The following is a 15,961-nucleotide window of genomic DNA, read 5'->3' as shown; positions in this document are numbered from 1 at the left end:
CGCTGACGGTTCACTCTCTGCCCTCCCGTCACCTTGCCTCCAGCCACTAGGGTCTCCGGAGATCCTCGGGGGAGGGAAGGAGTCGCTTGATGTCCGCAGCCCAACGCGGCACCGATCGGCCCTCAGCCACCGACGAGACGCGCGGGGCCGAGGGCCCCGCTGCCGTACCCGGTTCGGGGACGGCTTCCACGGCCGGGTCCTCGCCCCTTTCCGTACCGCCGTCCGTACCGACATCGGTCGCCGTGCCGGGGTCCGTCCCCGTACCGGCGTCCGTCCCCGTACCGCCGTCCACCGCCGTACCGGCGTCCGTCCCCGTACCGGCGTCCACCGCGCCGTACACGGAGTCCGGCGCCCTCTCGCTGCCCCGGCAGCGGCAGGATCCGGGCAGCGGTCCCGCGATTTTCACGCTGCTGGTCATCGGCGAGGACGCGACGGACGCCTTCACCGCGCCGTGGTTCCAGGAGGGCGGCGGGCCGCGGATCCGTATCCTGCGGGCACGTAATCTCACCGCGGCCGGCCGTCTGCTCACCGACGACGTGCACTGCATCCTCCTCGACCTGCCCGACGTGCTGGACGGCCTGCGGCAGGTGCTGCGGCTCGCGCCCGGCACCGCCGTACTCGTCCTGACCGACGGCGCGGACGACGGGCGGGCCGCGGAGGCCGTACGGGTCGGCGCCCAGGACCACCTCGCGCGGCACGAGGTCGACGCCGGGACAGTCACGCGCGCCGTCCGCTACGCCGTCGAGCGCAAGCGCGCCGACCTCGCGCACCGGCAGCTCACCGAGACGAGGCTGCTCGCGCAGGAGAACTCCCGGCTGGAGCGCGGCCTGCTGCCGACCCCGCTGCTGGACGGCGCGAGCCTGCGTTTCGCGGCGCGTTACCGCCCGGGGCGCAGCCGCGCCCTGCTCGGCGGCGACTTCTACGACACCGTCCGCGCCCCCGACGGCACCGTCCACGCGATGATCGGCGACGTCTGCGGCCACGGCCCGGACGCCGCCGCCCTCGGGGTCCAACTCCGCATCGCCTGGCGTGCGTTGACCTTCGCCGGGCTCGGCGGCGACGCGCTGCTGCGTACGCTCCAGCAGGTGCTCGAACACGAGCGGTCGGACGACGAGATCTTCGCGACGCTCTGCACCGTCGACATCGCGCCGGACGCGCGCAGCGCCGATCTGCATCTGGCCGGACACCCGGCGCCGCTGCTCTCGACCCCCGGCGCTCCCGGCAGCGTGCCGGAACTGCTGCCGTACACGGAGGGCGGCCCGGCGCTCGGCCTGCTCCCGGACGCCCGCTGGCAGCGGATACCGGTACGGCTGCGCGGGGAGTGGAGCCTGATGCTCTACACCGACGGCCTGATCGAGGGCCGGATCGGCCAGGGCACACAGCGGCTCGGGCAGGACGGGATGGTACGGATGACCGCCCGGCTGCTGGCCGAGGGCCTACGCGGCGAGGAACTGCTCGACGCGACGCTCACGGAGGCGCGGGAGCTCAACGGCGGGGAGCTGACGGACGACGTGGCGGTCGTGCTGCTGGAGCGGCCGAAGCGGATCTGAGGCCGGTGCGCTGGGGAGCCGGTCCGCCCGATATATATGGCCCGGTGGGTACGGGCCCCGGTGGATACGGCCCGGGGGGTACAGGCCGGTGGGTACGCGTCAGCCGTTGTACGGGCCGTACGGGCCGTCGCTGCTGCTGCCACCGCCGCGGCGCCGCCGCAGGCCGCCGCCACGGCGGGGTCCGGTGATCTGCCGTACGGCGGGGCGTACGTCCACCATGTACACGATCACGGCGACCAGGCCGATGACCGGCAGGAACGACAGCACCGAGAACAGCTTCATCACCACGGCCGCGATGCCGAGGATGATCAGCCAGAACGCCTTGGTGTTCTTGTCCGCCGCCCGGTACGCGTCCTCACGGCGGATCGCCGCGTCGACGAAGGCGAAGGCCGCGAAGAGGAAGAGCGCCCACGACACCAGGCCGAGCACCCCGAAGAACCCCGTGATCAGCACGCCGTCCACCGCCCTTGTCGCTGTCGGCCGGCACCGTGCCGACCGTCCGCTTGTCGCCCGCCCAACCGTACCGGCTCCTGCACGAACAACGGGCCGGGCTCGCAAAGCGTGCCCGGCCCTCGCCTCACTCCGCGGACTTGTCGGTCGCCTTCTTCGCGCCACTCGGCTTGCGGGGCGTGGTCTTGCGGGCGGCCGGCTTGTCGCCGGACGTGTCGGCGGGCTTCGCGGCCAGCCGGTCGCCGATCGACTCGGTCAGCGGCTCGTCGGCCGGGATGTCCGCGAGCTTCACGGCCGGCGGGATCTCCATGATTTCGTCGGCCGCGCCGCCGCGCCACTGAGCGACCGCGCCCTTGCCGCGCTCGGCCAGCTCGTCGTACGTCTCGCGCGCCTTGACCGCGTACTCGGCGGCCCGGCCCACGCCCTGGAGCGCCAGGTCCTGCACGGACCCGCCGATCTTCTTCAGGTCCAAGTCGATGCCGCTGATCGTCTCGTTCAGCCGCGTCTGCGCCTTGGTCGACGCGTCCTTGGCCTGCGCGGTGACCCGCTGCTGCACGTCCTTGGGGTCGGTGCCGCGGATCTTCTCGATCCGCTCGGGCGCCTGGTCCTTCAGCTTCTCCAGCAGCGCGGGCACCTCGCGGAGCTTCGCCGCGGCGAGGTCCGCCGTGCCCGCGACCGCGTACAGCGGGGTCGGGTTGCGCAGGCTCTTGACGATGTCGTCGGTGATGGTCATTTCTCGGATTCCTCCCGTACGAGTGTCGGAGACGAATCCGCCTCCACGTTCTTCCGCTCTTCTTCGGCGTTCTTCTGTTCTTCTTCGGCCTGTCGTGCGGCTTCCTCGGCCTTGGCGGCCGATTCCGCGGCGGCGTTCTCTTTCCTGAAGGACTCGTAGATCTGGATGAGCACCTGCTTCTGCCGCTCGTCGATCGACGGGTCCGACATGATCACCGCCGGCACCTCCAGCTCGTCCCGCTCCCGCGCGTCGAGCATCCCCGCCTGCACGTAGAGCGTCTCCGCCGAGATCCGCAACGCCTTCGCCAACTGCTGCAGGATCTCCGCACTAGGCTTCCGCAGCCCGCGCTCGATCTGGCTCAGATACGGATTCGACACACCGGCCGCCTCCGCCAACTGCCGCAGGCTGAGCCGCGCCCCCCGCCGCTGCTCCCGCAGGTACTCCCCGACGTTGCCCACCTTCAGCGAAGCCATGCCTCCACCTTCCCCCACCCCGCTAACTTTTGCAAGCACACCGCTTGCAAAAGTGACCCTCCCAGCTGTGATTGGTCGAGGTAGTTGTCACTTGGTCGCGGCAACTGTCACCTCCGGCTGGGGTCCTGCCTGCATGTTGCGACTTTTCGAGATGGTTGGCGTGCATGATCAGCTCGGTCGTTATGCGTCCGTATGGCGGGTTTGCGTGAGGTTCGGCGGGTTGCACGCGAGGTGGTCGTGCAGCGGCACGATATTTCCGTAGCTTCGGCCGATGCCCGCAGGTCAGACTTGTCACCATGGAGAGTGTGATCGCTCGGCTGGTGGGTGAGCTGGATGCGGATTCGAGCGAGGTGGCCGAGGACGCCCAGCATGGGCTGACCGCCATGGGCCCGCAGGTGCTGGATCGGCTGATCGAGGCGGCGCCCGGTCTGAGTTCGTTCGGGCAACTGTGTGCCATCGAGGTCTTCTCCGCGCTGGGAGATCCGCGTCCGGGAGACGCTCTCGTCCGCATGCTGAGAAGTGACAACACGGTGGTCCGCCAGTGGGCAGCCGAGGCCCTGGCCGAGCTCGGGATCCACCGCGCGGTGCCGGATCTGCGGCAGGCATACGAGAACTTCCGGCGAGGCGGTGAAGCCCCCGATCACAGTGAGGGGGTGGGACTGCGCCGGGCACTCGCCGAGCTCGATGCACGCAGTGTCGTCCTTCCGCCCGCCGCCGCCGGACTGCGTCGCCACGTGGAGCACTTGGATCCAGCGTGGCCGACAGCGTGCCTTGCCGAAGTCGTCGACGATCTCGCTGCCCATGGCCAGGCAGTGCTCTACTTCCAGGTCTGGCAGGTCAGGGACGGCGGAGGGGCTTTCGGCGGTGGGGGGCCAAGCATCGACTGGGATGTCGACCGACAGAAGCCATGGCCGCAGATCGTCTCCGAATGCCGGGATTGGGCTCTGCTCGCTGCCGATGCCACTGACAAGGCTGCCCATCTGGTCGCGACGATCTGCTGGATCGGTGCGGAGGACCTCTGAGGACGCCGGGGCGGACGTGCCAACTAACTCGACCATTCCATGCCAACTACAGCGAAAACTAGAATCCTGCTGCCCAGGTCACCCCTCAACTACCTGCCCAATATCATGAAAAGTCGCACATGTCGAGTGCGATGTTGTCCCGTCGTACTCCAGCTGGCAGATTCTCAATGCTCTGCAGACCGACCTTGCGGATCCTCTTTCGCTGCGGAGGCGGGCCAAACGCCGAGGTCGCCTCCCGGCAGGGACACGAACCGCCATCCTCCAGGGCCTGTGATCTGCCACGCCTCGAACGCCGCATCGGTTGGACACGTCAGATGCGTGCCATTCTCGAACACCATTCGAAGCGTGCCGGACTTGAAGGCGACCGCAGAGACGACCTTCGTCCCGAAGAGCGAGAGGGCTGCGGCCACGTCCTGAGTCTCCGGCACCAGAAGCACGCCAGGATTGGTGTGGGCCGGCCCGGATGAGAGCCGAGCAGGCGTTTCGAGTACGACTTCCCAACCTTCGTCGAGGACCAGCGTGAGGCGGTAGTCGACAGTGATCCCAGCAACGCCCCACCCTCGGAGATTCAAGATCCACCGGTCATCGTGTTCGACCGGCTCTGCTTCGGCATTCGTCACCCCACCATGGTGCACGGTCCAGCCTAGGGCGAACGGTCATCAGGGATCCTGCCGAAGCCACGTCTGTTGAGAATTCGGCGAGGTGTGTTCTAGATCCACTTGGCGAATCAGCAGCTCAGCCCAAAATCCAGAGACAGCTCGGATAGGACGGGGCAGATGTGTGCGGCACGTAGTCTCGCGGGATGCACTCCCACAGGAGCTTTGAGAACCCGCCCGCCATGACTCATGCGGTCGTGGTCGAGACGTTGGAGCGGGCTCTGCATGACCGCGTGCACGAGGCCGAAGCAGCGACTGTCCTGGTCGGGAGCGCATTGAACGACGACGATGGAGACTTCGTCGAACATTGGTGCGTGCAGGTTGGGACACGGGCTGTGCCGGGAAGCCCGCTGCTCGGGCTGGCCGGACTGTGCCTGGGTCACACTGCTCGACGCTTCGGGCGTCTCAGCGATGAGGCTCTCGCCCTGGTGAAGTCGCTGGCGGTGCGAGCCGAGGTGGACGCGTCAGACGTGGATGGTCGAGCCCTCGATGGCTATGACGACGTCCGGAGCTTCTTGCATCTGTGGTGATGCCGGCTGTTGTCATCGCGATCCGGGCTGCGTTCGCGCTGCTCACGAGTGCATTGAGGTGCCTTTCGGCGGCTTTGCGGCAGCAAAGGCCTCGTGCGGCAAAGGGGGAGGCGTGACCGGTCAGTGCGGACTAGGCTCCGGTTCGTGTCCGAGTCAGCCCGTGATCCGGGATTGGAAACCTTGATCAACCAGCTCCAGCCAGGACCCGTGAGGACGGTGCAGGTCGTCGGATTCGACGGGACGGATCTCCTGGTGCAGCTCGTAGATGCCGAAGGAGAGGAAGCCGAGGTTGGTCGGGTCCCTCTGCATGAGGCGTCGATGCGTCGGGCGGAGCATCCATCCGAACTGTTCGAGGTCGGCGAGGAAATCGAGGCCGAAGAGATCGGGCGTTGGCGCGAAGGTCAGCTTTACCTCTCTGCGAGGGCGTGCGAGGTTCCGGCTCTCCGGTCCTTTCTCGTCGCGATGGAACGAGGGCGGGTCGTCACTGGGACGGTCTCCGAGGTTCACAACTTCGGGGTCTTCGTTCGCCTCGATGGTGAACCGGACGGTCTGTGCACCGGCTTCATCCGGGTGCCCGACCTGACGTGGACTCGGATCAATCACCCCTCCGAAGCGGTCGAGCCAGGCCAGAGGGTCACCGCTGAGGTGATCATTGCCGAGACGCGGTCCGGGCAGGTCGTGCTCTCGCTGAAGGCCCTGCAGGAAGATCCGCTCATTCAGTTTGCGGATCAGGCCGGCCGGGTTCTCACTGGGCCGATCACCAAGATCATTCCCTTTGGGGTGTTCGTGCGGCTCGCTCCGGGGGTTGAGGGGTTCCTTCACCTCTCGGAGTTGGCTGACGAGCCGGCCGAGACCCCTCATGGACTTGTCGATGAAGGCGAGCTGATCACAGTGAAGGTCGCCGAGGTCGATCTTCAGCGTCACCGGGTGCGCCTGGGGGCTGTTGCCGGTGGGAGAGGTTTCTAGCCGGAGCGCGGGCTGATGCCCGAGTCGATCTGCTTGCTGAGGGTGTCGCTATGTTGGAGCAGGAGTCCGCGTAGTGCTGTGTAGTGGTTCATGCGGCTGCGGGCGAGCTTGGCCCAGGTGCTGCTGCGTTGGCTGCTCCACAGCCTGCGGAGGTCTTCGGGCTGTTCTTCCTCGATTGCTCGCGGTGCGAAGAGGGGTTCACCGCATGTGACCTGCGCCCAGATGAACGCGGACGCCTCCTGGCGCATCCGGTCGTCCAGATTGGGCTGGAAAGGTCCGGGGACCGGCGGCAGGCGGTCAGTGATCTCTTGCCAGGCCTCGTGGGTCAGACTCCAGCGGTGGAGTGCCCCACGGCGCCTGCGGTAGTTGAGGGGGGAGGAGACGGCGTCGAAGTTGTTGGCAAGTTCGCGTAGAGCCTGGATGAACTGCTCCGGTCCGTGATCGTCCATCCACCGGTGGAAGCTGACCGTCCTGCTGTATCCGTAGTTTTTGGGCTTGATGCCGAGGTAGGCGGCTGCGTTGTTCATGGAGCCGCCAGCTGCCCACTGGACGAGGATGACAGCCCCGCGGCGGCGCATGGACTTCGCATGGGGGCCAGGTTCCAGCGGTCGGAGGTAGTGGTCGAACCACTCCTGCTCCAGGAACGCGGGGACGTTTTCAGGACTGTAGCCGATGGTGGGGTCAGGGCTTCGGGCTCCTTGAGGACGGTCGATCCGGTAGGAGCGTGTGGTCGGTGCGGCTGCCTGTCGCAGACGTTCCGAACAGGAGGACCGGTGTCGCTCGAAAACTTGGGACCAGCGACTTCTGCTGGGGGGCCCGTTCAAAGCTGCCCGTGTGTGCTGGGCCAGCACTTCGTCGAGGTCGGCGGTACTGAGCAGTGCCGACGCGGCGACCAGCAGTCCTGCTGTCGCGATTGGGTCTATGGGTGGTCTGTCGAGTGTGGGCCAGGTACTTGAGCGGAGTGTCCGGACGTGGTCGGCGACTGCTTCGTGAGCAACGGGGGCGATCATGTTCCGGCTGGCTGGCCAGATGCTGCAGAGGAAGGCGGTGGTCACGCGCAGGTCGGTAAAATACGAGGCGGCTGCCCTGGCTGTATGGCTGGGGCTGAGGAGGCCGAGCAGTTGCTGCTGGGCCTCGATCATGTTGGTGCTGGGCGGCGGCCAGGGGGCGGCGGCTCGGTCCAGGCGGGCTCCGCAGGAGGGACCTTTCCTGCCTTTGCGTGAGGTCGGGTTCTGGCCTCGAGCGCGATCGGGAATCGGCACTGGTCAGGGCGGAGGGTGTGGTCTGCGGCTTGAGGGATCAGTTGGACAAGCATGCGCTGGAGTCCGTGAGGCTGTCGGCAGCGGTGCCGCAGGAACACCTTGTGGGTGGGGCAGATGAAGGTGATGGGTAGGAGCCAGATCTTCTTCCAGGTCCCGCCGAACTGCTGCTGGACGGGACTGCCGTCGCCGGCGAGGCATTCCGGGCAGTAGCGGGGGAAGTCGTTGAACAGCCAGTTCTCCCGTATGCCCCGGGGGTCCCGGGACTCGAGAGATCGGGCGATGGGCGGATAGCGGCTCCGCCAGGGACGGAGTGTCAGCTCGGTGGCCTCGTCCTCGGTCAGCCGAGTGGCATGGGCGAAGCGGTCGATGTCCAGGTCGAGCAGGAGCCGGCGCCCCAGCGTCGTGTCTGTCGGCCGTCTGACGACGCCCATCAGCCGTGCCAGCCGGATGGGGGAGATCTGCAGGCGGTGGGCCAGGCGGAGGAGGAAGCCGACGAGGGACTCGTCGGGCAGGGGATCCAGGCTGCATGGCAGGGACGAGTCCGAGGCGGTCCACCGGGGTCACCCGGCCCGCTCCTCGAGTCCGCCGGGTTCAGTGCCGCCGCTTTCGGCGTCACCGTCAGCGGTCCGCGGGCCTTTGTCGTCGTAGACGCGGTTGCGGGGCCGTCTGGGCTTGGGTACGGCGGGCTGCGGGGGGAGTTCGGGAATCTCGCCAGCGCTGGCGTCGCGGCCGGGCAGGCCCTCGACGCTGATGGCGACCTGGTCCATCAGTTCGATGGTCAGTTCCTCGTGGCCGCTGTCGATGGCCCGTTCGATGGAGTCCTCGATGAGGCATTCCATCAGGCCGACGACGCCGCCGGTGCGGTCGCGGATGTAGTCGGGCATGTCGCCGGCGGTGAGCATGCCGGGGACGGCGTCGAACAGGCAGATGTGGTCCTCGATGCCCTTGAGGTGCTTGAGGAACGCGAGCTCGTCCTGCGGCGTCTCATAAGGGAAGGGGCCGAGGTCGACCATGGTGAAGCGCCGCAGGTGCTGGGTCCTCTCGCCCTGGCTGGCGGGCGCCCCGTGCTGGGCGGGCATGATCCAGTCACCGGTCCGGGAGTCGAGCACCGCGCCTTGCAGCAGTCCGGAGGCCGGGACGTCGACGCCGATCAGGACGAGCGTCGCGCTCATGTCCATGAAGCCCTTGAGCATGTCGAACACGTCCTGGTCGTCGCGCCTGTGGAGCTTGAGCCTCGTAATGTCGTCGAGCAGGATCGCGCGGGTGCCGTGCGCGTGAACGTGCCGACGGACGGCCCGGATCAGGGCCGGCAGGTCCATGCCCCTGTGGTCGGCTCCGTAGAAGTCGAGGATCGCCTTGCAGGTGCTCTTCGGCTTCGCGGTGACCGGGGTCTGGACGTAGGCGACGGGAATGTGCAGGTCCCGGGTGCCCGCGAGCGCGTCCGGGTTGATGTCGTGGTGCTGGTCCCGCCAGTACTCCTCGAACCACGCGGCGACCTCGCAGGCCGTCTCCGTCTTACCCTGGCAGCCGCCGCCGTTGATGATCAGCCCGCGCCGGGTCGAGGGCCTGACCTTGAAGGCGCCCAGCCGCAGCCGTGAGCGCATGACCCGGGAGACGGCCTGGGTCATCGGCGTCTCCTGCAGCGGAAGGTTGCTGTTCGTCACGTCCCGGTGCAGCAGGTAGTCCTCCTGCTCGGCCGGGCTCAACCGCGCGAACTCCTCGCGGGACAGCCTCCGGGCCGGCACGAAGCAGTGCCGGGTGCGGCACCAGCGCTGCCAGCCGGCCGCGGTCTGCCGTCCTCGGGCTCTGGAAGCCGGAACGGTGTCACTGTTCTCCCTCGCTGGCGTCGGCTACTGGTGGGAGGGCGAAGAGGTTGCGGCGGCGGACCTCGTCGCCCAGGCGGGGCGGTGCCTCCAGCGGGCCGTCCAGTGCCGCCTCGCGCCTGCGTCGCCGCTCGTCGCCGCCCGCCGGGGTGCGACGCGGGACCGGAGCCGGACGTGCGGGAAGTTGAGGGCGGTCGGCTGCCGCGGCCCGGGCCTGCGCGCGTTCACGGGCGACCTCGATGCGTTCGGACCTGGTCATCTGGGTCGCCCACCGGTCTACGGGGTTGACCTTGTGCATCAGGGCGAGCAGTTGCGGTAGCAGTTCCTGGTCGGTCCGGGGCTGCAGTCCGGCTGCCTTGACCTTCCGCAGCAGTTCGGAGACGCGCTTGTCGCCGAAGGCGGGGACCACGTCGTCCGGCGGCAGGCCGGTCCAGCGCAGGGGGTGCCAGTCGTGGGTGAGCGGGTCCTGGAAGAAGACCGTGCGCCGGTCGCGGGGGTCGCGGTGGATGATCCACGCGGTCTGCCGCTGGCCGCCGCGGCTCGACCGCTCGCCCCGGTAGGGCCGCAGGGCCGGGCCGTCATACCAAAGCCCGCGGACCTTGACGCCGCGGTGCTCGTCGACCTTGTGGACCGCGTGCTCGGGGAGGATCTTGTAGTAGAGGTCGGGGGACGGGATCTCCAGGGCGAAGCCCCCTGCGAGAACGCCGCGGCCAGCAGGGAGTTGGGGCTGTGGTCCCCGCCCGGGTCCCAGTGCGGGGCGTGGTCGGACAGTCGGCGCCTTTGCCAGGTCCCCACGATCCAGGTCGCGATGACGTACTCAAGCTCGGGGACGGTCAGCACCGCGTCGCCCTCGGGGTCCGCGCCGCGATCGGCGACGTCGACGCCGGTGTAGCCGGGAAGCCACTCGAAGAGCAGGGACCTGATGCTTCCGAATGCGCGTTCGACGCAGTTCTTGTCCTCCGGACGAAGGACGCGTGAGGGAAGGATGTTGCAGCCCAGGTCTTCCTGGACCTGCACCAGGTGGTGGTTTCGATAGACCGATCCGTGGTCGGTGGTCACCGTCTCCGGCTCGAAGAACGGCAGGCCGGCGACCTCGTGCCCGGCGAACTCGGCGACCACCGCTGCTGGGAGCCCCGGGTAGGGCCACTCCATCTCCTTGCCCCAGTCGTCGCGCATGGGAAGCGGCAGCATCACGTCCCGCAGCAGCATCGCGACGTCCACCGAGGTGTCGGACACCAGCGTCAGGCGGAATGCGCAGATCGAATGTGTGTAGGCGCAGAGCGCGATGGTGAGGTGGACTTTCACCGGCTCGTCGTAGACGCTCTCGCGGACCATCACCGGCAGCACCGTGGTGTCCAGGGCGACCACCTTGCCGGGGCGGTCGATCAGCACATAGCCGTGGCCGTTGTTGGAGACCAGGTCGATGGCCTGCTCGTTGCGCTGCCTTCCCCGGCCCGAGCCGAACCACTCCCGCCAGACCCGCCGCAGCACCGGGTAGCTGGGGACATCCTCGGGCTCGGTGCCGAACCGCTCGTGCATGTACTGGGTGATCAGACGGCCATACTGACCTTCGACAGGTGCCGGGTCTCCTGCCGGACGGCCAAGACGGCCTCGCAGACCTCCGCCGTGACCGACGGGTGGCCGCCGCTCTCGCGCAGCCACCGGTCGTCCGCGCAGCCGATCAGGCCGTCGCGCCGCCGCCGGTTCTCCCAGGGGATCAGCGTGCGCACCCCCACCTGGTCCAGGGCCAGCGCCTTCGCCTCCATGCGGCCCATCGCCTCCAGTTCGGCGACCTTCGCCAGCCGGCGCTGAGTCAAGAAGGTGGTGTCCGGGTCGTACTGAGGCTTCGGCTCGCCGGACTCGGGCCGTAGCGGATCCCCGCTGCGATAGCCCGTGTTGGTCTCCATCAGGTGCGCGAACCGAAGTTTGACCAGCGTCAACTGTCGTGAAGTCAGGTCGCTCAAGGTCTTGGGCTGCCGTCCCCGACCCGCTCCTTCGGCCCCGGTCCGTGAGGAGCTGTGGCAGTCGGGGTGGTGGGCGAGGAAACGGAACGTCACGCACTGCCGGCTCCCGTCCAACGCCACCAGGTGGACCCGTCCCGTGTGGGGCTCGCCGCGCTCCACCCGCCACTGGACGCCGTCCAGCACCAGTTCGGCACCCACCGACACGTCCATCGGCACCCCGGTCACTGCCCCACCTCGCCCAAGGAGATCACGGACCCGTCGCCCAGCGGCTCGCGCAGGTCCACCCCCAGCCGCCGATGCCACAGCAGATGCAGAAGCTGAGCCCGGGCCACCGGCTCGAAGGCACTGGACGCCGCCAACTCGCCGAACGTCCGGTCGCCCCGGCCGACTTGATCCAGCAGGACCGGCCCCACCCCCAGCGGGTCCTTCTTCGGGCGCCGCTGCGACGAGAACCAGTCCAGGGTGACCATCACGTGAGGCAGCCATCCCGCCGCGACTGCGAAATCCCAACCGCATGCCCTCGCCGTCTCGGCCGCCGCCGCGAACGACTCCCGATCCGAGTCCTCGATCAGCGCCGCGGGCCGGACATCGATCAACCACACCCCCGACCGGGTCCGCACCAGGTAGTCCGGGGTGTGGTCGCGCTCCCCGGCAGCACAGGTGAAGCGGATCCGAAGCGGCTGCGAGACGATCTCCGTGACCTGCGCGTCGAAGTCCAGGGCCAGCAGCAGCTTCGACTCCTCCAGACTCTCTGAGCCGTGCAGCCGCCCCGTGCTGACCATGAACGGCAGGCCGGGACGGTGGCGCTGGCCCCGGCGCCAAGTGAACCCCCTCATCGGCTCCAGCCCAGCCAGATTTCCCCGCACCACCCGGTCGAGCGGAGCGGAGGCATCCTCCCCGTCGCCCCGCCAGGTCACCGACCACCGACCCTGCCACCCCTCGCCCAGGTCCAAGCCGCTGCGGCCGGACGCGAGCTCCACCGGGACGAGCAAATCCACCCATGAACAGGAGTGCGACCACAACGCGCCCGGGCTGCCCGCCGCCGGATACCGGCTCAGATAGCTCCATCCCGCCAAGAAACCAGCCCGGCGGCCGACACTGGGCCAAAGCCCGATCTTGGTGACAACACGCACGAAAAGTGCGCGCCAGTGACAGATAGAACGACTAAACGGTGGCAACTACAGCGATCAGAACGACCGGAAACCTCAGGTCGGCCACCGCTCCAGGTGACAGGTATCTCGACCAGTCACGCCCAGCCTCACCGGCTGCTCCCCCCTGCCCCCGATGCCCCCCCTGCCGCCGGTACGTCCGGGGCCGGTGCTGTCAGGGCCGGGAGATAGCGTTTTCGGCGACACCTGGACCCTGGAGGCCACTTTGAGCTGGGACCTTCTCCTTCTGCCGCTTCCTGCGGACATCCCGTCGGTCGGCGAGCTCCCCGAGGGCTACCGCGACCGGGTTGCCGGTGACTCGCGGGGCGGTCGCTGACGGCCGACCGGAGAGAGCGGCGGCCGGATGCGCGATGGGGGAAATGGGCGCCTCGGGGGCGACGGGGAGGGGGGATTGAGGGGGCTCAGACGGGGTTTGGCCGCGCTTCCGGCGAGGGTGGGGAGTCGTGGGCCGGGAGGGGGCCGGGGGGCGGGCAGCGGGGCGGGCACGGGTTCGTCGTGTGGCGGCTGACCTGGTGTTTTACGCGGATTCGCCTAGGCTGGGGGGCTCGGGTGGACGCGGTCGGAGGGGGATCTCGTGAGTCGGGGCGGCGCGGAGGACGGCAGGGAGAAGGCCGGCGCGGAGGAGGTCCGCTGGCGGTACGAGGCCAGCGACATCACGGTGCTGGACGCGAGGGAGACCATTCGGCGGCGGCCTGGCATGTATGTCGGGACGACCGGCCGACGCGGGTTGCATCAGATGGTGTTCCAGGTCATGGGCCGGGCGGTGGACGAAGTGCTGGCCGGGCGGGCCGGGACCGTGGACGTCGTCCTGGGACCCGGCGGCGAGGTCAGCGTCGCCGACGACGGGCCGGGGGTCCCGGTGGAGGTCGCGGAGGACGGCGACGGCCTCGAAACGCTGCTGACCCGCACGGCCGGCAGGCCGCAACCCCCCGGTCGGCACTGCGCGGTCCTGGAGCGGGCGGGCTTCGGGCCCTTCGTCGCCAATGTCCTGTCGAGCAGCCTGACGGCCGAGGTACGGCGCGACGGGGTCCGGTGGGTGCAGGAGTACGAGCGCGGCGGCGCGATCGCGCCGCCGACCGTCGTGGGACCGGCGGCCGGCACCGGGACCACCCTCAGCTTCCGGCCCGACCCGGAGATCTTCCCGACCACGGAGTGCTCGTTCGCCGCGCTCGCGGACAGCTTCAGGGAGCTGGCGTTCCTGAACAGGGACCTGGAGATCTCGCTGACCGACGCGCGGTCACCGGGCGGGCAGCAGTCGGTACGGTTCCGATTCCCGTACGGGGTACAGGACTTCGTCGTCTTCCTCGACAGCCCCCACGGTCACGACGACCCCGACGCCCCGGCCCGGACACCCCTGCACCCCGACGTCATCGCCTTCGCCCGGGAGGACCCGCGGATGGAGGGGACGGCCGAGGTGGCCCTGCGGTGGTGCTCCTCCCCCGACGAGCGCATCCGGAGCTTCGCCAACAGCGCGCCCACCCGGAACGGCGGCGCGCACCTGGCGGGCTTCCGCGACGGACTCGCGCTCGCGGTCAACGCCTTCGCCCGCGAGCGGAGGCTGCTCTCGGCGGCCGATCCCGATCTCGGCGGCGACCGGATCGGCCAAGGACTGACCGCGGTCGTGTCGGTGAAGGTGGACCATCCCTGTTTCGAGGACCCGGTCCACGGCACGTTGGGCAACGCCGAGGTGCGCGCCTGCGTGAGGGAAGCGGTCAGGGAGCACGTCGGCAGGTGGGCGGAGGAGCACGCGGACCGGGCCGCGGCCGTCGTCGGGCGGATCGTAGGGGTCAGCGGGCGGGCGGGGTGAAACGGTCGTGGAGACCTCCCGACCCGACCGCCGCCGACGCGCCCGTCTCACCGGTCTGAGCGACGAGTCCGGCTCGGAAGAAGGAGGTAGGCGAGGAGGAGGGTCATGACGGCTACGCCGGCCCACATGGCTTGTTGCCAGCCGTCGACGAAGGACTGCTGGGCGGCGCGGACGAGGGCGGGGGCGGTGGGGCCGCCGGTGGCATGGGCGGCTTCGACGGCGTTGGCGATGCCTTCGCGGGCGGTGGCGGCGGTGGCCGGGGGCACGCCGTCGAGGCGGGGGCCGATGGCGCCGCGGTAGCCGGAGGAGAGGAGGGCGCCGAGGAGGGCGACACCGAGGGCGGTGCCGAATTCGCGGGTGACGTCGTTGAGCGCGGAGGCGACCCCTTGGCGTTCGCTGGGCAGCGAGCTGGTGATGGCCTCGGTGGCGGGGGTCATGGTGAGGCCCATGCCGATGCCCATGGCGAGCATGCCGGGCAGGACGGAGAGGTAGCCGCCGTCCACGGAGACGAGGGTGGCCATCAGGGCCAGGCCCGCGCCGCCGAGGAGGATGCCGAGGGCCATGGTGCGACGGCTGCCGACCCGTTCGGCGAGACGCGGCGCGAGGCCCGAGGTGGCCATCATCAGGACGGCCATCGGCATGAGGGCCAGCGTGGACAGCAGGCCCGACCAGCCCAACACGGCCTGGAGGAACGGGAAGAGGACGACGAAGATCCCGGCCTGGACGCCGAAGACGGCCAGCAGCGCGACGGAACCGCCGGCCAGGCCGCGCTCGCGGAAGAGGCGGACGTCCAGCAGCGGGCCGTGCCGCCGCAGCTCCCAGAGCACGAAGCCGGCGGCGGCCAGGACGCCGACCAGCAGGCTGAGCAGGGTCACGGGCGCGGCCCAGCCCCGCTCGGGCCCTTCCTGGAGTACGAAGATCAGCCCGACCACCGCGACCACCGAGGTCAGCGCCCCGACCGTGTCGAAGGAGTGCGTCGCCGCGTCGCGCGAGTCGGGCACGGACCGCACCGTCATCACGGCGGCCACGAGCACGAGCGCCACGGGCAGGACGAAGAGATAACGCCAGCTCGCCACGTCGACCAGCGCGGCCGACAGGAACATGCCCAGGATGCCGCCCCCGCCCGCGACGCCGGTCCACACCCCGATCGCCCGCCCGCGCTCCTCGGCCGGGAAGGTGGAGGTGATGACGGCGAGCGTCACCGGCATGATCATCGCCGCGCCCACACCGCTCAGCACCCGCGCCGCGATCATGACCTCGGCCGACGTCGCCAGACCGGCGACGACGCTGGCGCCGCCGAAGACGGCAAGTCCCGTGAGCAGCACGGGCTTTCGGCCCCATCGGTCGCCGACCGCGCCGAGCGGCAGCAGCAGCGCCGCCAGGCTCAACGTATAGATGTTGATGATCCACAGGATCGTGCTCTGCGAGGCGTCGAACGCGACGGCCAGGTCCGGCTGCGCGACGTTGAGGCCGGACACCGAGGCGATGACGGCCATCAGCGCGACGCAGACGGAGATCAGGATCGCGCGGCGCCGACGCGGGTCGTCAACACCCGC

The 15,961-nt window shown here is 69.4% G+C and carries 17 protein-coding genes; 5 read left to right on the top strand and 12 right to left on the bottom strand.

Annotation, left to right across the window (positions count from 1 at the left end; genetic code table 11):
* Positions 1-89: 89 nt before the first annotated feature.
* Entirely contained in the window at positions 90-1,550 is a 1,461-nt protein-coding gene (locus ABZX65_RS21290; RefSeq protein WP_355342056.1) for a fused response regulator/phosphatase, read from the top strand.
* Between the two features lie 99 nt (positions 1,551-1,649).
* On the opposite strand, the gene ABZX65_RS21285 is transcribed toward ABZX65_RS21290, so the two are convergent.
* The 3 genes from ABZX65_RS21285 to ABZX65_RS21275 all read right to left on the bottom strand — a co-directional run bounded on the left by ABZX65_RS21285 (position 1,650) and on the right by ABZX65_RS21275 (position 3,206).
* A complete protein-coding gene (locus tag ABZX65_RS21285) occupies positions 1,650-2,003 on the bottom strand; it encodes a DUF2516 family protein (protein ID WP_355342053.1) in 354 nt (117 codons plus the stop codon).
* Between the two features lie 124 nt (positions 2,004-2,127).
* Positions 2,128-2,733, bottom strand: coding sequence for a hypothetical protein (locus tag ABZX65_RS21280; RefSeq protein ID WP_355342050.1), 606 nt, complete (start codon positions 2,731-2,733; stop codon positions 2,128-2,130).
* Positions 2,730-3,206 carry a helix-turn-helix transcriptional regulator gene (locus ABZX65_RS21275; RefSeq protein WP_355342047.1) on the bottom strand — a complete coding sequence of 159 codons (477 nt, stop codon included), beginning with the start codon at positions 3,204-3,206 and terminating at the stop codon, positions 2,730-2,732. Before ABZX65_RS21275 ends, ABZX65_RS21280 begins: the two co-directional genes overlap by 4 nt.
* A gap of 296 nt (positions 3,207-3,502) precedes the next feature.
* Between ABZX65_RS21275 and ABZX65_RS21270 the strand changes: the two genes are divergently transcribed.
* Positions 3,503-4,228, top strand: coding sequence for a HEAT repeat domain-containing protein (locus ABZX65_RS21270; RefSeq protein ID WP_355342044.1), 726 nt, complete (start codon positions 3,503-3,505; stop codon positions 4,226-4,228).
* 164 nt (positions 4,229-4,392) lie between these two features.
* On the opposite strand, the gene ABZX65_RS21265 is transcribed toward ABZX65_RS21270, so the two are convergent.
* Positions 4,393-4,848: a DUF6188 family protein gene (locus ABZX65_RS21265; protein ID WP_355342041.1), complete on the bottom strand. Its 456-nt coding sequence runs from the start codon at positions 4,846-4,848 to the stop codon at positions 4,393-4,395.
* 218 nt (positions 4,849-5,066) lie between these two features.
* Here ABZX65_RS21265 and ABZX65_RS21260 point away from each other — a divergent pair, with 218 nt between their 5' ends.
* Positions 5,067-5,414 carry a hypothetical protein gene (locus tag ABZX65_RS21260; RefSeq protein WP_355342038.1) on the top strand — a complete coding sequence of 116 codons (348 nt, stop codon included), beginning with the start codon at positions 5,067-5,069 and terminating at the stop codon, positions 5,412-5,414.
* Between the two features lie 318 nt (positions 5,415-5,732).
* Positions 5,733-6,380, top strand: coding sequence for a S1 RNA-binding domain-containing protein (locus ABZX65_RS21255; protein ID WP_355342349.1), 648 nt, complete (start codon positions 5,733-5,735; stop codon positions 6,378-6,380).
* Here ABZX65_RS21255 and ABZX65_RS21250 read toward each other — a convergent pair.
* The 7 genes from ABZX65_RS21250 to ABZX65_RS21220 all read right to left on the bottom strand — a co-directional run bounded on the left by ABZX65_RS21250 (position 6,377) and on the right by ABZX65_RS21220 (position 12,427).
* Positions 6,377-6,907 carry a hypothetical protein gene (locus ABZX65_RS21250; RefSeq protein WP_355342035.1) on the bottom strand — a complete coding sequence of 177 codons (531 nt, stop codon included), beginning with the start codon at positions 6,905-6,907 and terminating at the stop codon, positions 6,377-6,379. The two genes, ABZX65_RS21255 and ABZX65_RS21250, sit on opposite strands and share 4 nt — an antisense overlap.
* Before the next feature lie 611 nt (positions 6,908-7,518).
* Positions 7,519-8,163, bottom strand: coding sequence for a TniQ family protein (locus ABZX65_RS21245; protein ID WP_355342346.1), 645 nt, complete (start codon positions 8,161-8,163; stop codon positions 7,519-7,521).
* Positions 8,164-8,202: 39 nt separating this feature from the next.
* The gene (locus tag ABZX65_RS21240; RefSeq protein WP_355342032.1) at positions 8,203-9,348 is read right to left on the bottom strand and encodes a hypothetical protein; all 1,146 of its coding nucleotides are present in this window, start codon (positions 9,346-9,348) and stop codon (positions 8,203-8,205) included.
* Between the two features lie 118 nt (positions 9,349-9,466).
* Complete coding sequence (locus ABZX65_RS21235; protein WP_355342029.1) at positions 9,467-9,724, bottom strand: hypothetical protein; 258 nt, start codon at positions 9,722-9,724, stop codon at positions 9,467-9,469.
* A gap of 38 nt (positions 9,725-9,762) precedes the next feature.
* A complete protein-coding gene (locus ABZX65_RS21230) occupies positions 9,763-11,004 on the bottom strand; it encodes a hypothetical protein (protein WP_355342026.1) in 1,242 nt (413 codons plus the stop codon).
* A gap of 11 nt (positions 11,005-11,015) precedes the next feature.
* Positions 11,016-11,654 (bottom strand): hypothetical protein, encoded by a 639-nt coding sequence (locus ABZX65_RS21225; protein WP_355342023.1) that lies wholly within the window; start codon positions 11,652-11,654, stop codon positions 11,016-11,018.
* A complete protein-coding gene (locus ABZX65_RS21220; RefSeq protein WP_355342020.1) occupies positions 11,651-12,427 on the bottom strand; it encodes a TnsA-like heteromeric transposase endonuclease subunit in 777 nt (258 codons plus the stop codon). Before ABZX65_RS21220 ends, ABZX65_RS21225 begins: the two co-directional genes overlap by 4 nt.
* A gap of 745 nt (positions 12,428-13,172) precedes the next feature.
* On the opposite strand from ABZX65_RS21220, the gene ABZX65_RS21215 reads away from it, so the two are divergent.
* Positions 13,173-14,405, top strand: a complete 1,233-nt coding sequence (locus tag ABZX65_RS21215; protein ID WP_355342017.1) for a DNA gyrase subunit B — start codon at positions 13,173-13,175, stop codon at positions 14,403-14,405.
* Between the two features lie 47 nt (positions 14,406-14,452).
* Here the strand turns inward: ABZX65_RS21215 and ABZX65_RS21210 are convergent, their stop codons facing one another.
* Positions 14,453-15,901, bottom strand: a complete 1,449-nt coding sequence (locus ABZX65_RS21210) for an MFS transporter (protein ID WP_355342343.1) — start codon at positions 15,899-15,901, stop codon at positions 14,453-14,455.
* Positions 15,902-15,961 lie beyond the last annotated feature (60 nt).

The organism is Streptomyces sp. NPDC003300, from assembly GCF_040610915.1.
Classification (GTDB): Bacteria; Actinomycetota; Actinomycetes; order Streptomycetales; family Streptomycetaceae; genus Actinacidiphila.
The sequence above is the reverse complement of the archived record's forward strand: the minus strand, read 5'-3'. Positions and strand labels throughout refer to the sequence as shown.